Here is a 16,268-nt window from a genome sequence, read left to right as displayed (position 1 = left end):
GATGAACGGGCGACCGCGCAAGACGCTCGGCTGGGCAACACCAGCCCAGGTGATGGAGAGGGAAATCATCGACTTCAAATCACGTGTTGCACTTGATTCTTGAGACCGCCCAACGCCAACGGCATCGACAACGCGGCGAGAGGCCACAACATCTGCTTCCGGCTCGCCGGCCACAGGCCGAACGCCAGCACCAGCAACAGAAGTACGATCGAGGCAGCGAACAAGGCCACATGCGAAGGAGCCGACACACTCATCAATACGCGAAGCGCCGACAGATCGCCGAAGAACGCGGGCACGCCCAGCACAGACAGCTTTACGAGATGCGTGAACTGGAAGACGAGGATCCAAACGCACAGCGCAGCGACGATCTGCGTCCTGGTGCCTCCCCCTTTCTTGATCAGCCAAAGAAAGCACAACGTGAACATCGCATCTAGCGCAACGCCCAACAGGCTGGGCGCATCGCCAAGGGCGACCCATCTGCTCGCCGCTCCCACCGCGGCTCCGATAACACACATGAGTATGACGAAACGGCTCGTCGCGGCCGTCCTGGCGATGATTGGCGCCCTCAAACTGCAACCTTCCTATCACGTCCCCTTCACATCCGCATGATAGCAAGCGTTCCGCTCCGCTTCACAGTGTCCCGCGAACGAAGATCGCGGCACTTGGCACAACCATCGCCACGGAGACCAAGACTCTAAGGGTAAACACCACGCGAGCGCCCGTGCACAGCGGCGCAGTCTCGATCGATGTACAAACACCACATGGCTCGGCACGCGTGACGCTTTACTCCAGAACGCGCAGCGAGTTCGCTTCGCCTAAGCGACAAAGAGATGCCATCGACGGAAACGCACGGGTTTATCGATAGGCGCGCGCGCTTTCTCTGCCCAGGATGTACATCACATCCCCCATCCTGGTGTCGCGCAGCAATCCCGTGTTACGGAGTTCAGCGGTCCATATGCGATCGGCGAGAGGAACCTCCATCCGCTCAGGCACACCTGGCATCTCGACAACGAACGCCCAGCTCTTTCCGACCAGCGGCCGGACGACAAACCCATGCGGCTCGAACACCTGGGAAGCAGCCCGAACGGACCAGCACGTGATGTGACCACGCCGAAACGGATCTAGATAGCCGGGATCTTCATATCGAACGTAGTCGGTGAGTCCAGTATTGAACAGATAGAGAGACCCGGGCAAAGACACCTTCGCAAGCGATGCTGCCAGCGCTCTCGCCATGCTAGGCGTGAGATGCTCAATGACCTCTACACATACACCACACTCGAACTTCATCTCCACATCGGATAGATCGGCTCGAATGTAGTTCTTGTTGTCTGTTGCGTATTCTTCAGAAGGCGGGAACTTTTCTACGCCATAGAAGACGTCGGCACTGGATGGCAGATATTCGCTGAGGGCATCAAGAAGATAGCCCGGCCCGGCCCCGATATCGATGAACTTGTTGACCGGCACCGTGCAATAGAGCAGTGCCTCCGCAAGCCGCGCTAGGCTCGAGCCATAAGAGCGCTGTCTTGCCGACGCGAGTTCGGACGCCCAATAGTCCTGGTCGTACTCGCGGCTCGCCATGCCCCGATCGATGCGCTCGATGAACACCGGATCCGCAAACACGAAATCGCAGGCGGGACACTCGTAATAATCGACGCCGTCCACGTTGCGCATGCTGGAAGCCACATCGCCGCAAAGCAGGCAGCCAACGGAATCGCTCGCGACGCTGGTCAATCGAGACGATGCATCTTCTTGTGAATCCTGCATCACCGCACTCCTTGCTGACTACAACCCAAGTGCACGACAAAACCAAGCCGATCGTCCTAATTCAATTTCCGCGCTATGAGGCGTTCGATACTGATGCTGCTGCCGCGCGAACATGACCGGCAACTTCCGACAGGTCCATTGCCTGCCTAAATCCCAACCCCGCCTGCAGACTACATGAGCCATGAAGCAGCCGCACACATGTTCCAACGCCTGCCGCAAGGCCGGCCTGCATGTCCGAAACGTTGTCCCCAATCATCACCGAGCGTCGCAGGTCCAGACCGTAATCCTCTTTGGCGGCCAGCAACATGCCGGGGGCAGGCTTGCGGCAGCAGCAGATCGCTTTGTAGTCGCCAACGCCGGCATCCGCATGATGCGGGCAATAATAAACAGCGGAAAGCGAAATACCCCGCGCCGCGAACTCACCCAGCATCCAACGCGTGTATGAACTGAACTGGGCCTCCGTATACAGCCCCCTGCCTATGCCTGCCTGATTGGTCACCACGAGCAGCACGTAGCCGAGCTCTTGGCCCAACCTGCAGAGATCAAAAATACCTGGCACCCAGGTAGTTGCCTCAGGGGTGCTGACGTATCCGTGATCCATGTTGATCACGCCATCCCGATCGAGAAAGATCGCCGGCCTTCGCTCGGATGACAGCGGACCTGGCGACACCCCTTCTATCCTCGGGCGGCAGGCATTCATCAGCGGTCACCTGGCGCGAAAAGGGCTTGCGCACGCCTGAAATCGCTGGGAACACCGATATCGATGAAACCGCTCGTCTCGACAAGGGCGCCCACTCGCCCGCCAGCCGCTTCAGGCTCGAGAACCTCCTTCTCGAACGAGAACGCTCGCCCCTGCGGCAGACGCGATAACGCTTCTGCGTCAAGAAAATAGCTTCCCGCATTGATGAATCCTGCACCGCCGGCGCGCTTCTCTTCGAAGCGCAGCACTCTGCCTTTGTCGACAGCGACGGCGCCATAGCGGGACACATCCTCTACTTGCGCCAAGGCGATCGCCATGCCGTCCGCGGCCGCCGCCTCCAGCGCCGACGGCGCGTAGATGAGATACGTGTCGCCATTGCACACATGCAAACCACCGCCCGCGGCCAAGCGCGTAGCAGCTGCGATCGCCCCCCCCGTTCCCAATGGTTCGTCCTCGTGCGAGTACACGATCTCCATCCCCGCCCAGCGATCCCCTACGGTTCGATGGATCATCTCGGCCAGATAGCCGGTCGCGAGGATGCAACGCCGCATGCCGACGTTTGCGTATCGATCGAGCAGATACGAGAGAAAAGGCCTGCCGTTCACCGGCGCCAGTGGCTTAGGCAGATCGGGCACTTCGCTACGCAAGCGCGTGCCGAGTCCACCCGCCAGGATCAGCACCTCGTCGCAGCGCATGCTCACCTTGGAAACATGGCGCTTTCGATCAAAGCGCACAGCAGGTGGCCAATGAACTCATGCCCCTCTTGAATACGAGGCGTCTCGTCGGAAGGCACCCGGAAACAGATTTCGCAGCGATGCACCATCTCACCGCCCTGCCCCCCCGTGAATCCGATCACTTTCACGCCCTTCCGCTCGCATGCATCCAAAGCGCTCAGGATGTTCTTCGACCGGCCCGAGGTAGAGATAGCGACGAGCACATCCCCATCCTGAGCCAAAGCTTCGACCTGCCTGGCGAACACGTAGTCATAGCCATAATCGTTCCCGATCGCCGTCAGAATCGACGTATCTGTGGTGAGAGCGATGCCGGGCAAACCTGGCCGATCGTAGTAAAAGCGGCTCACAAGCTCCCCAGCCCAGTGCTGGGCATCGGCGGCGCTGCCGCCATTACCGGCAAACATGATTTTCCGGCCATTGCGCAAAGCGTCCACACACAATGAGACGGCGGCTTCGATCTGCGCGGCCAATGCCGGGTCGCTCTGCATCTTCTGGAAATTGGCCAGCGCCTTGGCAAACTCGGCCTCGATATACTGCTTTGTCATCCCAGTTTCCATGCCTTAGCCCCCTGATCCGTAAAGTGAGTGTCAAACACGGTGCCGCCAGCACTGGACAAAGCGCGCACCAGAGGCAGGCGGTTGGCCGGATCACATAGGAACATCATGAAACCGCCGCCGCCAGCACCCGACACCTTGGTCGCACGGGCGCCATGTCGCATCGCCAACGCTTCAATCTCATCGATCATCGGGTTACTGATGCTACTCGCACTCTGCTTCTTGGCTTCCCAGCCTGACTGCATCACCTGAGCGAGTCTCTCGAAGTCACCTTTCAACAGGGACTCCTTCATCTGGCTGGCCTCTTCCTTCAGTCGGTGCATGGCATCGAGCGAAGTGACGCGGCCCTCGTGGATGTTGCGGGATTGCTCGTCGATGATCTTCGCCGACTCCCTGGAAACACCAGTGAAATACAGCACAAGCCCCATCTCCAACTCGCTCCATATCCATTCCTTGATACGCAGTGGATTCACGATCACGCGATCCGAAGCATAGAACTCCATGAAATTGAAACCACCGAACGCCGCGGCGTACTGGTCTTGCTTCCCCCCCGACAGGCCCAAGTCGCTTCGCTCGATGCGATATGCGAGCTGTGCGATCTCATACTCCCCCAGAGGCAACAAGAAATACTCAGCAAAAGCTGTGACCATCGCCACCACCATGGTGGACGAGGATCCCAGTCCTGATCCGGGCGGAGCGTCAGAATGCGCACGTATGCGGACCGCAGGCCGCCGGCCACCGAGGAACTCTTCGCTGACCCTCAAGTAGACGCCCTTCATCAATTGCAAAGGGCCGGCCACGGCTTCGACCTCGGCAGGATCCGTGCACTCATAGACGTCGGCATCCTGCGCGTAGAACTCCGCCTTTCCCTGCGGCGAAGGATCCAGCGTCGCGTAGGCATACTTATCAATAGTGACATTCATCACGTGACCGCCGAACTGGTCGCAGAACGGCGATACGTCGGTTCCTCCTCCCGCCAGCCCAAGGCGCAGGGGTGCACGTGAACGAACAATCATCGCGCAGCCTCCCTAGCGAACGCAGACGCCAGCGCGCGCCCAAGGGCCTCGCGCGAGAAGCGGGCGCGACAATAGGCCGCCGCGTCCCTGGATCGCCGTATCCAAAGTGTGTCGTCTGCCATCAGGCTCACCAACTGCGCCGCAATCGCTTCAGGTTCATCCAAGATCGAAGCAACACGTTCTAGACCATCAAGACCTTGTGCACCGACGGGCGTGGTCACGATCGGTACCCCCTGCTGCATTGCCTCAACGACCTTGCCCTTGACGCCCGCACCAAACCGAAGCGGCACCACCGCCACGTGTGCGGAGGCATAACGCTTGGTCAACTCGTCATCGCTGACGAATCCTGTCACCTCGACGTGAGATCCGGCCAGCGCAAGCACTTCAGCGGTAGGATTGGAGCCGACCAAAGACAGTCTGACATCCGGCCGCGCCTCCCATACGAGAGGCATGATCGCTTCGACTAGCCATCGCGCGGCATCAACGTTGGGGCCGTGCGCAAACCCCGCCACGAAGATAATTCCACTTCGATGGGCCGGGACGGCATCCTCCTCGAAGACATCGAATGCGTAGGGAAGGATCGTGCGCACGTCGACATCCGAAGCGAGCATGCGGACATCACTCGTCTCCTCCGGTGATGGATATAGAACACAATTCACCGAGCTCCATATCTTGCGCTCCAGACGTTCCATATCGCGTGCGTCGGAATCGTCTCCTCCATTACGCCGAGCTTCCATCTCCATGCGACGAAAGTGCAGATCGTGCCCGTAGTAAACGGAGTGAACATGAGGATTCTGCTTCAATGCCTCGAGATAGTGCTCGGAAATATGCGGACGCGAGAGCATCACGGCACCGATGTGAGGATTCTCGCCAAGATAGCGAGCGAAGCCGCCCACCCATTGGCCACCGTACATTACCTCCACCCCCCTCGCTTGCAGCGGCGGCGTGTACACAGGATCGTAGTAGAGATTATCGGGCCAGAACTTGACGAGACAGCCCTGGGCAATCAGTGCATCGATAAACGCTATCATCGTTCGCGACCCAGCGTCACGATCCGGCTGCGGTACGTAGTGATCGACGATCATGATCGTCTCGCGTTGCCAGCCACGATCACGCGCCAGAACCACGTGCTCGCCATTCTGCGGATGCTGGGACAACTCGGCCTTCCAACGTTCGTATAGCTTGCGCTGATTGGCCACTTGATAGGATTTCGTGCCGCTGCTGGTATCGGTTCCGTGAGAAATCCCTTCGTAATGCACGACCTCAGATGCCGGGCAGTAGTAAAGCTCGAGTCCGACCTGCCGCACCCGGAATGCCAGATCCGAATCCTCGCAGTACGCCGGCACGAACGCGGGATCGAATCCACCCAATCGGCGCAGCAACTCCGTCGTGATGAGCAGACTGGCGCCGCTACAGTAGTCCGCGCGCCGCAGATAGTTGTACTGGCTTAGAGACGGATCATCCAAGCGGCCATAGTTCCAAGCCGATCCGTCCTGCCAGACGATGCCACCCGCCTCCTGCAGACGACCATCCGGATAGATGAGCTTGGAACCGACCATGCCACAATCCGAGTGCTTCTCGAAAACATCGAGCATCGCATCCAGCCAGCCCGGCCGGACCTCGGTGTCGTTATTCAGAAAATACACATAACGCCCGCGTGCCAGCTCGAGAGCCTGATTGCAGGACAGCAAGAAGCCTAAATTCTCCGCGTTCCGATGGAAGCGCAATCCAACCAGCGACTCGAGTTTCTCGATGTCCGGGTCGCCGGACGCATCCTCCAACACAATGACTTCGTAGGTCGCGGCAGGCGGATACTTCGCGATTGACTGCAGGCACGAGAGGGTATGCGGCAGATTCCCATAAGCAGGGATGACGATACTGACCTCTGGCGCATCACACGCAGGGAAGGACAGGGACCTGAGGATCTCGTCGCCGCTTTCCAGCACCGCAGGCAATGACAGATCCGCCGGCGGCTGCACGCTCTCCTTGCTCTGACTCAACAACCAGTTGCGTACAGGCCGCGCGAATGGCGCCAACCATCGATGGCGAGCAAGAGAAGAGCCACGCAAAGAAGCAAGGACCGCAGGCGCATCACCTCGCAGCAGTCTCGACGCAAAACGCATGGGCCTTGTGAAGCGCCAGGATTTCGATTCGAGCACCCTGTTCAATGTCTCGCTGAGACCGTTCAACTGGTCGTCATAGCTGGCGATGATCTGCCTGATCTCAAGCTCCGTGCCGCCACTGCTCTTTGCCGGCGAGGCCAAACCTGTCCTTTGTCGCAAGCCTTCGAAGAGCTGCAGCTTCTGCGCAAGACTCTGATCGGCGGTCTCGAGTGCCTCACGCAGATAATCGGCATGGAAACGCGCCGCGCGCCGCTCGTCTTCCAAACGAGACAAGACCTCATCCCTGGCGACGATCAGCGCATCTCGCTCCGCCGCTACCGCCTGCAGGTGTGAGGCGACTGCGTCTCGCTCTCCCGCTACCGCCTGCAACTGTGAGGCGACTGCGTCTCGCTCTCCCGCTACTGCCTCCAGTTGCGAGGCGACTGCGTCTCGCTTCGCTGCTACTGCACCGAGCTGCAAGACGACCGCGTCTCGCTCCCGGGTTAGCCGGCCGCTCTCGGCCGCCAAGTCGGCATTGAGACCTCGCAGTCGATCGATCTCTCCACGCATGGCCTCCGCTCCTTGCGCGCCTCCTATGCTCTCTACGATGGCGTTCAATTCGAGAGCCCACCGTGTCCGCCCCTCGAACTCCTTCTCAATACGCCGGTACTCGCCCTGAGACTTGCGCAGATCCGCTTCTAGCGAGCGTGCCCACTGCACCGCCTTTTCGCGCTCTCCATCTACGCCTTGCGCCCATCGCGCAGTCCGATGCTGAAGCGCATAGATATCCTCAACCTCGGAGTAAAGAACCGATGCTGGCATGCCAGACAGGATGGATTGATCCGCAGCGGCTACCACGATGAAGTAGACCGCATCACGCGTCGAGGCGACGCGCTCTTCCACGACCTCTCCGGTGTCGGTCAAGCCTCGATATGCCGCTTCACGCTGGGCCCCTTCTACAGCAACGATGGTCGAGCATACCGCCATGCGCTGCCCATACATGCGCATTGCCGGGAACTGACGCGCCACAAGGTCCTCGAGCTCGTCAAGATAGAGCTCGCGAACATGAAACTCGTTGTGATAACCAGCCTGATCGGAGTACACCGCCTTGTTCGGCGAAGACATTACCAAAACGCCATCGGGCCGGAGTACGCGGCGAATCTCGGCCAGCATCTCATGTTGCTCGAGCAGGTGCTCGACGGTCTCGAACGAAACGACGATGTCCACGCTGTCGTCGTTGAGGGGAATCGACGCTGCCGAACCCGCCAGGTAACACAAGTTATCGATGTCCGCATAGCGCGCGGCAGCGTGGCCGACCGCTTCCAAAGAAATATCGACTCCGCATACTGAACGAGCTCGGCGTGCCAGCATCGCACTCCCGTAGCCTTCGCCGCTGGCGATATCAAGGACATCCTTCCCGTCAACCAGAGGAAGGCACCAGGCATAGCGATGTAGGTGTTCCTGCCGGATCACGCCCTGTTCGGTGGGGACATATCGCTCGCCTGTGAACTCGATCATTGCGATTCTTTCGAAACCTCGATGGACAGCATGGGAAGACCGATCAGCCCGAAGCGCATGGTTTCATCCACGCCGCGGAACTCCAGCGCATCATGAATCCAATGCTGCTGGGTATGGTCGTATTGATCACCAGAAGCGACGGCAGCATCAATCATGTACGAACCAGAAGGAAGAACCGGCATGCGGAACAGGAACGATCCGACGATCGTTTCGCCCGCAACGCCACCGACGGGGTTTTCTCTATAGGCAAAGTAACTATTGTCCCCGAACAATCGCTGCCCGAGTCGATCCTTGACATAGAAACCGACGATCAGCTTGTCCAGCGCCTGCTCCAGGGCGACGAGAATCTCGAGTCTGACGAGTTCCCCGCCCTCTACAACTTGAATGGGATGCCCATCGTCTGTCCTAAGACGGACATCGACGATACGTGCGCCCTGCGCACCGAACTCGCGACCCACAGTGTCAGGATCAAACTCAAATACCGCAATGCGGTGCCGGACACCAGCCTCTCGGAATTCATCCAGGCGAAAATCTGCAGCGCTGCGGTCGACACGCCGCGGCGATTTGTGCGTGACCACGATGTCCTCAGCACCCGCTTCGCGTCGACCGACGACGTGCTGCTCGGTCATGTAGGACTCGACGACTTCACGGGACGTGCCGGTCATCCTCATGCGCCCGTTGTGGAGCCAGACCGCACTTTCGCACAAGTTCGTCACTGCCGCGGCATCGTGGCTGACGAACAACAATGTTCCCTTCTTCTGGAATTCCCTCAAGAATCGCATGCATTTCTGGGAGAAGAACGCATCGCCTACCGCCAGTGCCTCATCGATAATCAGGATGTCAGCGTCGACGTGCACGATAACCGCGAAGGCCAGTCGCACGGACATGCCACTGGAGTAGCTTCGGACCGGCTGATCGATGAATTCGCCGATGTCGGCGAATTCGAGAATACTTTCCAATCGCTGCTCAATCTGATCCCGACTTAGCCCCAGGATCGTCGCGTTGAGGTAGACATTTTCCCGCCCAGTGAACTCGGGATTGAACCCACTACCGAGCTCAAGCAGCGCCGCCACCTTGCCACGAACGACGACACTGCCCTCTGTTGGATTCAACGTACCGGCAATCATTTGCAGCAGCGTCGACTTTCCGGATCCATTGCGCCCCACGATGCCCACCGTCTGGCCACGACGGATCGAGAAACTGACATCGCGCAGTGCCCAGAAATCCTTGTAGAACGACTTGCGCTTGCCCAGCATCGCCTGCCACAGACGATGCGACGGCCGTTCGTACATATGGTAGGACTTGCCCACCGACTTGACTTCAATCACGTTGTCGACGTCTACGTGTTCAGATGACATCGGCAAATCCCACGCGCAGCTTTTTGAACACCAAGTAGCCCACGACGGCGAACGCGCATGCGATCGCGGTGTAGATGCCCAGGCCAGTCCAATCCGGGCCCCGCCCCCAAATCACGACCTCGCGAACCTGATTGATGATGAAGGTGAGCGGATTAAGCTCGAAGACGAGTCTGTAGCTTTCGGGAACGGACTCGACGGGAATGATTGCCGACGAGAGGAACAGCATCGCTGCGGCGATCACGCCTGCAATCTGACCAATGTCCCGGAGGTAGACGCCAAGCGCCGATACAATCCAGCACACGCCAACCGTCAGAATGACCAACGGCGCCAGAATGATCGGCAGAAGCAGCGCCGTGGGATGGACAACGCCTTTGACACCGACGAACAGCAGTAACAGAACCAACATGTTCGTGGCCAAATGGAACAGCGCAGAGAAGGCCATGCTCCAGACCAGGATTTCCAGCGGAAACACCACCCGTTTCACGTAGCCGGTGTTGGCGACGATCAATTGTGGCGCCCGCGTGAAGCATTCCGCGAAGAACCCATGGACTGTCAGGCCAGCGAACAGGATCAATGCGAAATCGGTCGTCGAACCAGATGAGCCGGGCCAGCGCCCCTTCATGATGAATCCGAATGCAAGGGTGTAGACCAGCAACATCAGAAACGGCGTGATCAGCGACCAGAGCATGCCGAAGCTTGCACCTCTGTATCGCCCCAGAATTTCACGCCGCGTCAGCTCGAACGCGAGGGAGCGGTCACGTCCGAACGCAGAGAGCAGGCCCATGTCAATTCACTTCGCCAAGGATCGGGAAAGGTCGGCCCTGAGATCCTCCACCCCCTCCACCCCAACACTCAACCGCACCAGGTCATCGTGGATCCCCAGCTGCGCGCGCCGCGCCGGCGGCACAGAGGCGTGGGTCATCACCGCCGGATGGTTGACCAGGCTCTCCACGCCACCGAGCGATTCGGCGAGGGTGAACAGTTCGGTGCGTTCGCAGAAGCGCTTGGCCGCCTCGTAGCCACCCTTGATACGGACCGAGACGATGCCGCCGAAACCGTCCATCTGGCGCTTCGCTAGCGCGTGCTGCGGGTGCGAGGCGAGACCGGGGTAGATCACCTGCTCGACGGCGGGATGTGCGTTGAGGAACTCGGCCAGCGCCTGGGCGTTCTCGCAATGGGCGCGCATGCGCAGGTGCAGGGTCTTGAGGCCGCGCAGGGCCAGGAAGCTGTCGAAAGGCCCCTGGACGGCGCCGGCGGAGTTCTGCAGGAATGCGATCTGCTCGGCCAAGTCGGCGTCGTCGCCGACAACGAGGATGCCGCCGACCATGTCCGAGTGGCCGTTGAGGTACTTGGTGGCCGAATGCATGACGATGTCGGCCCACTGTTCGAGGGGGCGCTGGACGATCGGCGAGGCGAAGGTGTTGTCGACGACGACCCGCAGGCCGCGGCGGTGCGCCCGCTCGGCGATCGCCTGGATGTCGACGATCTTGAGCAGCGGGTTGGTCGGCGTTTCGATCCAGACGAGCTTGGTCCTGTCGGTCACCGCGGCGTCGAATGCGTCGGGGTCGGTCAGGTCGACATAGCTGAACGTCAGGCCGGCGCTGCGCGTGCGCACACGCTCGAACAGGCGGTAGGTGCCACCGTACAGGTCGTCCATCGCGATGACATGGTCGCCGCTGTCGAGCAGTTCCAGCAGCGTCGCGGTGGCGGCCATGCCCGAAGCGAAGGCGAAGCCGCGGCTGCCGCCTTCCAGGCCCGCCACGCAGCGCTCGTAGGCGAAGCGGGTCGGGTTGTGCGTGCGCGAGTACTCGAAGCCCTGGTGTTCGCCCGGGCTCGACTGGGCGTAGGTCGATGTCGCGTAGATCGGCGGCATGACCGCCCCGGTGCTCGGGTCGGGCGACTGGCCGGCGTGGATCGCCTTGGTGCCGAGTGCCCACTGCGCCGGATCGGCCGCGTTGCGGTCATCGGTCATGGAAGAAGGTCCTGTTCGACTGGCCGGCGATTCTAGCATCGGGCCTCGCGCGCCCCACGGCGCGACGGCGCGCACCGAGGTCCGTGCGCACGCCGTTCAGGTAGGGTGGCGCCGGAGGCGCTGCAAGCAAGGGCGAGTCGGGCAGGGATCAGCCCGACAGCCCCCAGCAGGCCGCCTACTGCACCCGCCGCCGCAGGTAGTTCAGCAGGTCGATCCGGGTGATCAGGCCGAGGAAGCGCTCACCCTCGGTGACGATCGCGACCTGGCCGCGGTCGAACACCGGCAACAGGGCTTCGACCGGCGATTTGACGTCGAGGAAGTCGAGCTTGCTCACCATCGCGGTCGAGACGGGATCACGGAAGCGGCTTTCGTCGCCGTAGACATGCAGCAGCACGTCGCTCTCGTCGAGGATGCCGACGATCCGGTCACCCTCCATGACCGGCAGCTGCGAAATCTCGTAGAGCTTCATGCGCTGATAGGCGGTGACCAGCAGGTCGCCGGGGGCCAGCACGACGGTGTCGCGGCGCGAGTACGGGCGCAGGATCAGGTCGCGCAGGTCGCCGTGCTGCTCGCGTTCGATGAAGCCGTTGTCGAGCATCCAGTAGTCGTTGTAGAGCTTGCTCAGGTACTTGTTGCCGGTGTCGCAGACGAAAACCAGCACTTTCTTGGGGCTCGTCTGGGCGCGGCAGTACTTGAGCGCGGCAGCGAGCAGCGTGCCGGTGGACGAGCCCCCGAGGATGCCCTCGGCCTGCAACAGTTCGCGCGCCGCCAGGAAGCTCTCGCGGTCGCTGATCGCATAGGCCTGCCGCACGCGCGAGAAGTCGGAGATGCTCGGCAGGAAGTCCTCGCCGATGCCCTCGACCATCCAACTGCCGGACTTGTCGCTGAGCGTGCCGTCGTTGATGTACTCGGCCAGGATCGAGCCGACCGGGTCGGCAAGCACCAGTTCGACGTCGGGCGCGTGCTCGGCAAAGCAGCGCGACAGGCCGGTCATCGTGCCCGAACTGCCGCAGCCGAAGACGATGGCGTCCAGACCGCCGACCTCGGCCATCTGGCGCAGGATCTCGGGGCCGGTGCCGTGTTCGTGTGCGGCCGGGTTGTCGGGGTTGCCGAACTGGTTGATGAAGTAGGCGCCAGGGGTCTCGGCGGCGATGCGCGCGGCGAGGTCCTGGTAGTACTCCGGATGGCCCTTGGCCACGTCCGAGCGGGTCAGCACGACCTCGGCGCCCATTGCCTTGAGGTTGAAGATCTTCTCGCGGCTCATCTTGTCGGGCACGACCAGGATCAGCTTGTAGCCCTTCTGCTGGGCCACCAGCGCCAGGCCGATGCCGGTGTTGCCGGCGGTGCCTTCGACCAGGGTGGCGCCGGGCGCGATGTCGCCGCGCTGCTCGGCCGCCTCGATCATGCTCAGGCCGATCCGGTCCTTGATCGAGCCGCCGGGGTTCTGGTTCTCGAGCTTGAAGTAGAGCTCGCAGACGCCGGCGTCGAGGCGGCGCGCCTTGACGATCGGGGTCTCGGCAATCAGGTCGAGGACGGAGGAAGCGATCGGCATGGGGTCCGGTCCACAGCAGGGGGCCTCCGATTATCGCTTATCGCCAGGGCGCAGGTCGCGGCACCCGGCATTCGCGGGCGATGGCGGCCGACGAGGATGACCGCCACCGCCCGCGACTGACGTGAACCTAGTGCTTCTGCATTGCGTCGTACATCGACGCCAGGCGGTCCTTCGCGGCAAGCTTCTCGCGCTTCATCTGCGACAGCGTGGCTTCATCCACCGGCAACACGCCCAACTCGGCGTTGAGCACCTTCTTGTCCAACTCCTTGTGCCGGTAGTAGAGCTGTCGGAACTCGACATTGCCCTTCATGATTTCTTCGAGTTCCACCTGCGAGTGCGCTTCGAACATGAAATCCTCCTGACACGAATGCGAACGCCCCGGCCGGCGACGGCAGGGGCGCTGCGGGGACGGCCTCCAGGGATGGCGCGAAAGATCCGCTCGGGCATGCGGCGCCGCGCTTGGGGCGGGCATCGGGAACCTCGTGGGAAATCGTCTCGGTCATCGGCCTGGTTCGTTGACCGGATGGCGAAAGAGGAGACCACCCGGTGCAATCGACCCTACTCCGGGGTCGCAACGGCGGCAAGGCCCCGAAGGCACGCTGCCGAAGACGGCGCCGCCAGATGTGTTAAGCGCGGCACTCGGGAGCCCGCGCGCATCGCGCCATGACGCGGCCGGCGAGTGAAGACAACGCCAAGTAGTTGATTCCACTTGGATTCATCGATGTGATGCGCCGCCTTTCGCCCACGCACCATGGCGCGGCCGGGGCGACGGCAAGGGGCAGCATGCGCGCCGGACCGTCCGAGACCGCCCGGCGGGGCGGCTCAGGGCTCGAGGCTCTTGAGCAGTTCGGCTTCGCGCCGCTTGAGTTCGGCTTCACGCTGGCGCGCGGCGCGCAGCTTGGCGGCCTCGCCGCTTGCGACGCCCTGCAACACAGTCTCGGCCTGCTGACGCGCGGCCAGCTCCTCCTCGGCCGCCAGACGCAGGCGTGCGGCCTCCTCGGCCTGGATCTGTGCCTGGATGCGCAGGCGCTCGGCCTCCTGGCGCGCCCGCACAGCGTCCTGCTGGCTGGCTTCGACCAGCAACTGGGCGCGGTCGCGCTCGAGCCCCCCCAGCTCCCGTCGGGCGACCTCGGTCTTCGCGGCGACTTCGGCCGTTTCCACTCGCCATTGCGCGATCTGCAGCGCGGACGCGCGCTGGCTGCTCCGCGCCGTGGCGAGTGCGGCCAGGGCCTGGCGCGCCTGCAGACGCTCGTAGGCGGCCGCACCGGCGGTGCCGGCGTCGGCATCGATGGCCTGCAGCCGCTGCTGGAGCGCGGCTTCATCAGTGCCAGTGCCCGACTGGGCCCAGGCCGTGGACACGACCATGGTCAGGGCGAGCGTCAGAATCGACAGGCGCATGCTCAGTCCTCCCCCTGCAGCCGCTGGCGCAAATTGGTGATCTCGGCGCGTCGCTGCGCCAACTCGGCCTCGGTGACCGCCTGGCGCGCGCGGGCGTGGGCCAGGTCGGCGAGCGCGGAAGCCGACAGCGCCAGCGTGCGCGCTTCAGCGTCGCGGCCGTTGCCGGCCGCCGCCTGCGCCTGTTCGAGCGCGCGACGCGCCTGGTCGATCTGCATCGGTGCGTACTGGTCGGCGTCGGCGTCGCCGGCGCGGGCGACCGACAGCCGCGCGGCCGCGAGATCCTCGGTCGGGGGCGGCGCGCTGGCACAGCCTGCGAGCGACAGGGCACAGGCGAGCACCGCCGCGCCCAGCAGCGGCCGGATGTATGCGAAGCTTGTCTTCATCGAAGCATCGTGCCCGAAAATCGTCATGACGGGCATTGTCGTCAGCAAGCCGGGGCTGCGCAATGCGCCCCGGCCGCCCGTGGGGAATTCATACATGGACATCGGCCCGTTTCTGAAGCTGATGACGGAAAAAAGCGCGTCGGACATGTTCCTGAGCACCGGCGCGCCGATCCACATCAAGATCGAAGGCCGGTTGCAGCCGCTCGAGGGCACACATCTGGCGCCCGGGGTCGTCCGCCAGATCGCCTACTCGATGATGGACGAGCAGCAGATCCGGCGCTTCGAGCGCGATCTGGAAATGAACATGGCCTACTCGCTGCCCGAGGTCGGCCGCTTCCGGGTCAACGTGTTCCGCCAGCGTGGCGAGGCCGGCATGGTCGTGCGCGCGATCAGCAGCAGGATTCCCGACATCGCGCAGCTGCAGCTGCCGCAGGTGCTCAAGGACGTGATCACCGCCCCGCGTGGGCTCGTGCTGATCGTGGGCTCGACCGGCTCGGGCAAGTCGACGACGCTGGCGTCGATGATCGATCACCGCAACACCTGTTCGGCCGGCCACATCCTCACGATCGAGGACCCGATCGAGTACCTGCACAAGCACAAGCGCTCGCTGGTCAACCAACGCGAGGTCGGGATCGACACCCAAACCTTCCACAATGCGTTGAAGAACGCGATGCGCGAAGCGCCCGACGTGATCCTGATCGGCGAGATCCTCGACGCGACCACGATGGAGGCGGCGATCGCGTTCGCCGAGACCGGGCATCTGTGCCTGGCCACCCTGCACTCCAACAACGCCGACCAGACGATCGAACGCATCCTCAACTTCTTCCCCGAGGCCGCGCACAAGAACGTGCTGATGAACCTGTCGCTGAATCTGCGTGCGGTGATCTCTCAACGCCTGGTCGAGGGCGTGGACGGCCGTCGGCTGCCGGCGACCGAGGTGCTGCTCAACACGCCGACGATCCGCGACCTGCTGCGCCGTGGTCATGTCCACGAGGTCAAGCAGGCGATGGAGGAATCGCTCGAAGAAGGCATGGAGACCTTCGACCAGTGCCTGTACCGGCTCTACAAGAGCGGGCGCATCGAGCGGGAGACCGCGCTGCGCGCGGCCGACTCGCGCGACGGCCTGGACCTGAAATTTCGGCTCTCCGAAGGTGCGACCGACGCCCACGACCCATACGCGGACGTGTTCGCCCCGCAGTCGCTGTAGTGCGCGGCCT

The 16,268-nt window shown here is 62.2% G+C and carries 15 protein-coding genes; 1 reads left to right on the top strand and 14 read right to left on the bottom strand.

Annotated elements, in window-relative coordinates; translation table 11 throughout:
* Positions 1 to 74 precede the first annotated feature (74 nt).
* From ABE488_RS05370 to ABE488_RS05305, 14 genes are all read right to left on the bottom strand, one after another.
* Entirely contained in the window at positions 75 to 494 is a 420-nt protein-coding gene (locus tag ABE488_RS05370) for a hypothetical protein (RefSeq protein ID WP_346447403.1), read from the bottom strand.
* Positions 495 to 855: 361 nt separating this feature from the next.
* Positions 856 to 1,764 carry a methyltransferase domain-containing protein gene (locus tag ABE488_RS05365; RefSeq protein WP_346441691.1) on the bottom strand — a complete coding sequence of 303 codons (909 nt, stop codon included), beginning with the start codon at positions 1,762 to 1,764 and terminating at the stop codon, positions 856 to 858.
* 73 nt (positions 1,765 to 1,837) lie between these two features.
* On the bottom strand, positions 1,838 to 2,464 hold the full coding sequence (locus ABE488_RS05360) for an HAD family hydrolase (RefSeq protein ID WP_346447402.1): 627 nt from the start codon (positions 2,462 to 2,464) through the stop codon (positions 1,838 to 1,840).
* Positions 2,464 to 3,159: a sugar phosphate nucleotidyltransferase gene (locus ABE488_RS05355; RefSeq protein ID WP_346447401.1), complete on the bottom strand. Its 696-nt coding sequence runs from the start codon at positions 3,157 to 3,159 to the stop codon at positions 2,464 to 2,466. Before ABE488_RS05355 ends, ABE488_RS05360 begins: the two co-directional genes overlap by 1 nt.
* Positions 3,160 to 3,161: 2 nt before the next feature.
* On the bottom strand, positions 3,162 to 3,743 hold the full coding sequence (locus ABE488_RS05350) for a D-sedoheptulose 7-phosphate isomerase (protein WP_346441694.1): 582 nt from the start codon (positions 3,741 to 3,743) through the stop codon (positions 3,162 to 3,164).
* Positions 3,740 to 4,768 carry a dehydrogenase gene (locus ABE488_RS05345; protein WP_346441695.1) on the bottom strand — a complete coding sequence of 343 codons (1,029 nt, stop codon included), beginning with the start codon at positions 4,766 to 4,768 and terminating at the stop codon, positions 3,740 to 3,742. The genes ABE488_RS05350 and ABE488_RS05345 overlap by 4 nt, the downstream gene beginning before the upstream one ends.
* The gene (locus ABE488_RS05340; protein ID WP_346441696.1) at positions 4,765 to 8,388 is read right to left on the bottom strand and encodes a glycosyltransferase; all 3,624 of its coding nucleotides are present in this window, start codon (positions 8,386 to 8,388) and stop codon (positions 4,765 to 4,767) included. The genes ABE488_RS05345 and ABE488_RS05340 overlap by 4 nt, the downstream gene beginning before the upstream one ends.
* Positions 8,385 to 9,746 (bottom strand): ABC transporter ATP-binding protein, encoded by a 1,362-nt coding sequence (locus ABE488_RS05335; protein ID WP_346441697.1) that lies wholly within the window; start codon positions 9,744 to 9,746, stop codon positions 8,385 to 8,387. Before ABE488_RS05335 ends, ABE488_RS05340 begins: the two co-directional genes overlap by 4 nt.
* On the bottom strand, positions 9,736 to 10,530 hold the full coding sequence (locus ABE488_RS05330) for an ABC transporter permease (RefSeq protein ID WP_346447400.1): 795 nt from the start codon (positions 10,528 to 10,530) through the stop codon (positions 9,736 to 9,738). The genes ABE488_RS05335 and ABE488_RS05330 overlap by 11 nt, the downstream gene beginning before the upstream one ends.
* Positions 10,531 to 10,536: 6 nt before the next feature.
* The gene (locus ABE488_RS05325; RefSeq protein ID WP_346447399.1) at positions 10,537 to 11,718 is read right to left on the bottom strand and encodes a cystathionine gamma-synthase; all 1,182 of its coding nucleotides are present in this window, start codon (positions 11,716 to 11,718) and stop codon (positions 10,537 to 10,539) included.
* Between the two features lie 175 nt (positions 11,719 to 11,893).
* On the bottom strand, positions 11,894 to 13,270 hold the full coding sequence (locus tag ABE488_RS05320) for a pyridoxal-phosphate dependent enzyme (protein ID WP_346441700.1): 1,377 nt from the start codon (positions 13,268 to 13,270) through the stop codon (positions 11,894 to 11,896).
* A gap of 127 nt (positions 13,271 to 13,397) precedes the next feature.
* On the bottom strand, positions 13,398 to 13,619 hold the full coding sequence (locus tag ABE488_RS05315) for a YdcH family protein (protein ID WP_047137910.1): 222 nt from the start codon (positions 13,617 to 13,619) through the stop codon (positions 13,398 to 13,400).
* A 473-nt stretch (positions 13,620 to 14,092) separates the two neighbouring features.
* Positions 14,093 to 14,668 (bottom strand): hypothetical protein, encoded by a 576-nt coding sequence (locus ABE488_RS05310; RefSeq protein WP_346447398.1) that lies wholly within the window; start codon positions 14,666 to 14,668, stop codon positions 14,093 to 14,095.
* Positions 14,669 to 14,670: 2 nt separating this feature from the next.
* The gene (locus tag ABE488_RS05305) at positions 14,671 to 15,198 is read right to left on the bottom strand and encodes a DUF4398 domain-containing protein (protein WP_346441702.1); all 528 of its coding nucleotides are present in this window, start codon (positions 15,196 to 15,198) and stop codon (positions 14,671 to 14,673) included.
* Between ABE488_RS05305 and ABE488_RS05300 the strand changes: the two genes are divergently transcribed.
* The gene (locus ABE488_RS05300; protein ID WP_346447397.1) at positions 15,146 to 16,258 is read left to right on the top strand and encodes a PilT/PilU family type 4a pilus ATPase; all 1,113 of its coding nucleotides are present in this window, start codon (positions 15,146 to 15,148) and stop codon (positions 16,256 to 16,258) included. The two genes, ABE488_RS05305 and ABE488_RS05300, sit on opposite strands and share 53 nt — an antisense overlap.
* Positions 16,259 to 16,268 lie beyond the last annotated feature (10 nt).

Origin of the sequence: Luteimonas sp. TWI662 (genome assembly GCF_039673825.1) — a bacterium.
GTDB lineage: Bacteria > Pseudomonadota > Gammaproteobacteria > Xanthomonadales > Xanthomonadaceae > Luteimonas.
The sequence above is the reverse complement of the archived record's forward strand: the minus strand, read 5'-3'. Positions and strand labels throughout refer to the sequence as shown.

Coding starts and splice junctions, on each gene's coding strand:
- ABE488_RS05350 (WP_346441694.1), bottom strand. CDS start 3,743: ATGACAAAGCAGTATATCGAGGCCGAGTTTGCCAAGGCGCTGGCCAAT.
- ABE488_RS05335 (WP_346441697.1), bottom strand. CDS start 9,746: ATGTCATCTGAACACGTAGACGTCGACAACGTGATTGAAGTCAAGTCG.
- ABE488_RS05345 (WP_346441695.1), bottom strand. CDS start 4,768: ATGATTGTTCGTTCACGTGCACCCCTGCGCCTTGGGCTGGCGGGAGGA.
- ABE488_RS05315 (WP_047137910.1), bottom strand. CDS start 13,619: ATGTTCGAAGCGCACTCGCAGGTGGAACTCGAAGAAATCATGAAGGGC.
- ABE488_RS05325 (WP_346447399.1), bottom strand. CDS start 11,718: ATGACCGATGACCGCAACGCGGCCGATCCGGCGCAGTGGGCACTCGGC.
- ABE488_RS05365 (WP_346441691.1), bottom strand. CDS start 1,764: ATGCAGGATTCACAAGAAGATGCATCGTCTCGATTGACCAGCGTCGCG.
- ABE488_RS05340 (WP_346441696.1), bottom strand. CDS start 8,388: ATGATCGAGTTCACAGGCGAGCGATATGTCCCCACCGAACAGGGCGTG.
- ABE488_RS05355 (WP_346447401.1), bottom strand. CDS start 3,159: ATGCGCTGCGACGAGGTGCTGATCCTGGCGGGTGGACTCGGCACGCGC.
- ABE488_RS05320 (WP_346441700.1), bottom strand. CDS start 13,270: ATGCCGATCGCTTCCTCCGTCCTCGACCTGATTGCCGAGACCCCGATC.
- ABE488_RS05300 (WP_346447397.1), top strand. CDS start 15,146: ATGGACATCGGCCCGTTTCTGAAGCTGATGACGGAAAAAAGCGCGTCG.
- ABE488_RS05330 (WP_346447400.1), bottom strand. CDS start 10,530: ATGGGCCTGCTCTCTGCGTTCGGACGTGACCGCTCCCTCGCGTTCGAG.
- ABE488_RS05310 (WP_346447398.1), bottom strand. CDS start 14,668: ATGCGCCTGTCGATTCTGACGCTCGCCCTGACCATGGTCGTGTCCACG.
- ABE488_RS05360 (WP_346447402.1), bottom strand. CDS start 2,464: ATGAATGCCTGCCGCCCGAGGATAGAAGGGGTGTCGCCAGGTCCGCTG.
- ABE488_RS05305 (WP_346441702.1), bottom strand. CDS start 15,198: ATGTCCGACGCGCTTTTTTCCGTCATCAGCTTCAGAAACGGGCCGATG.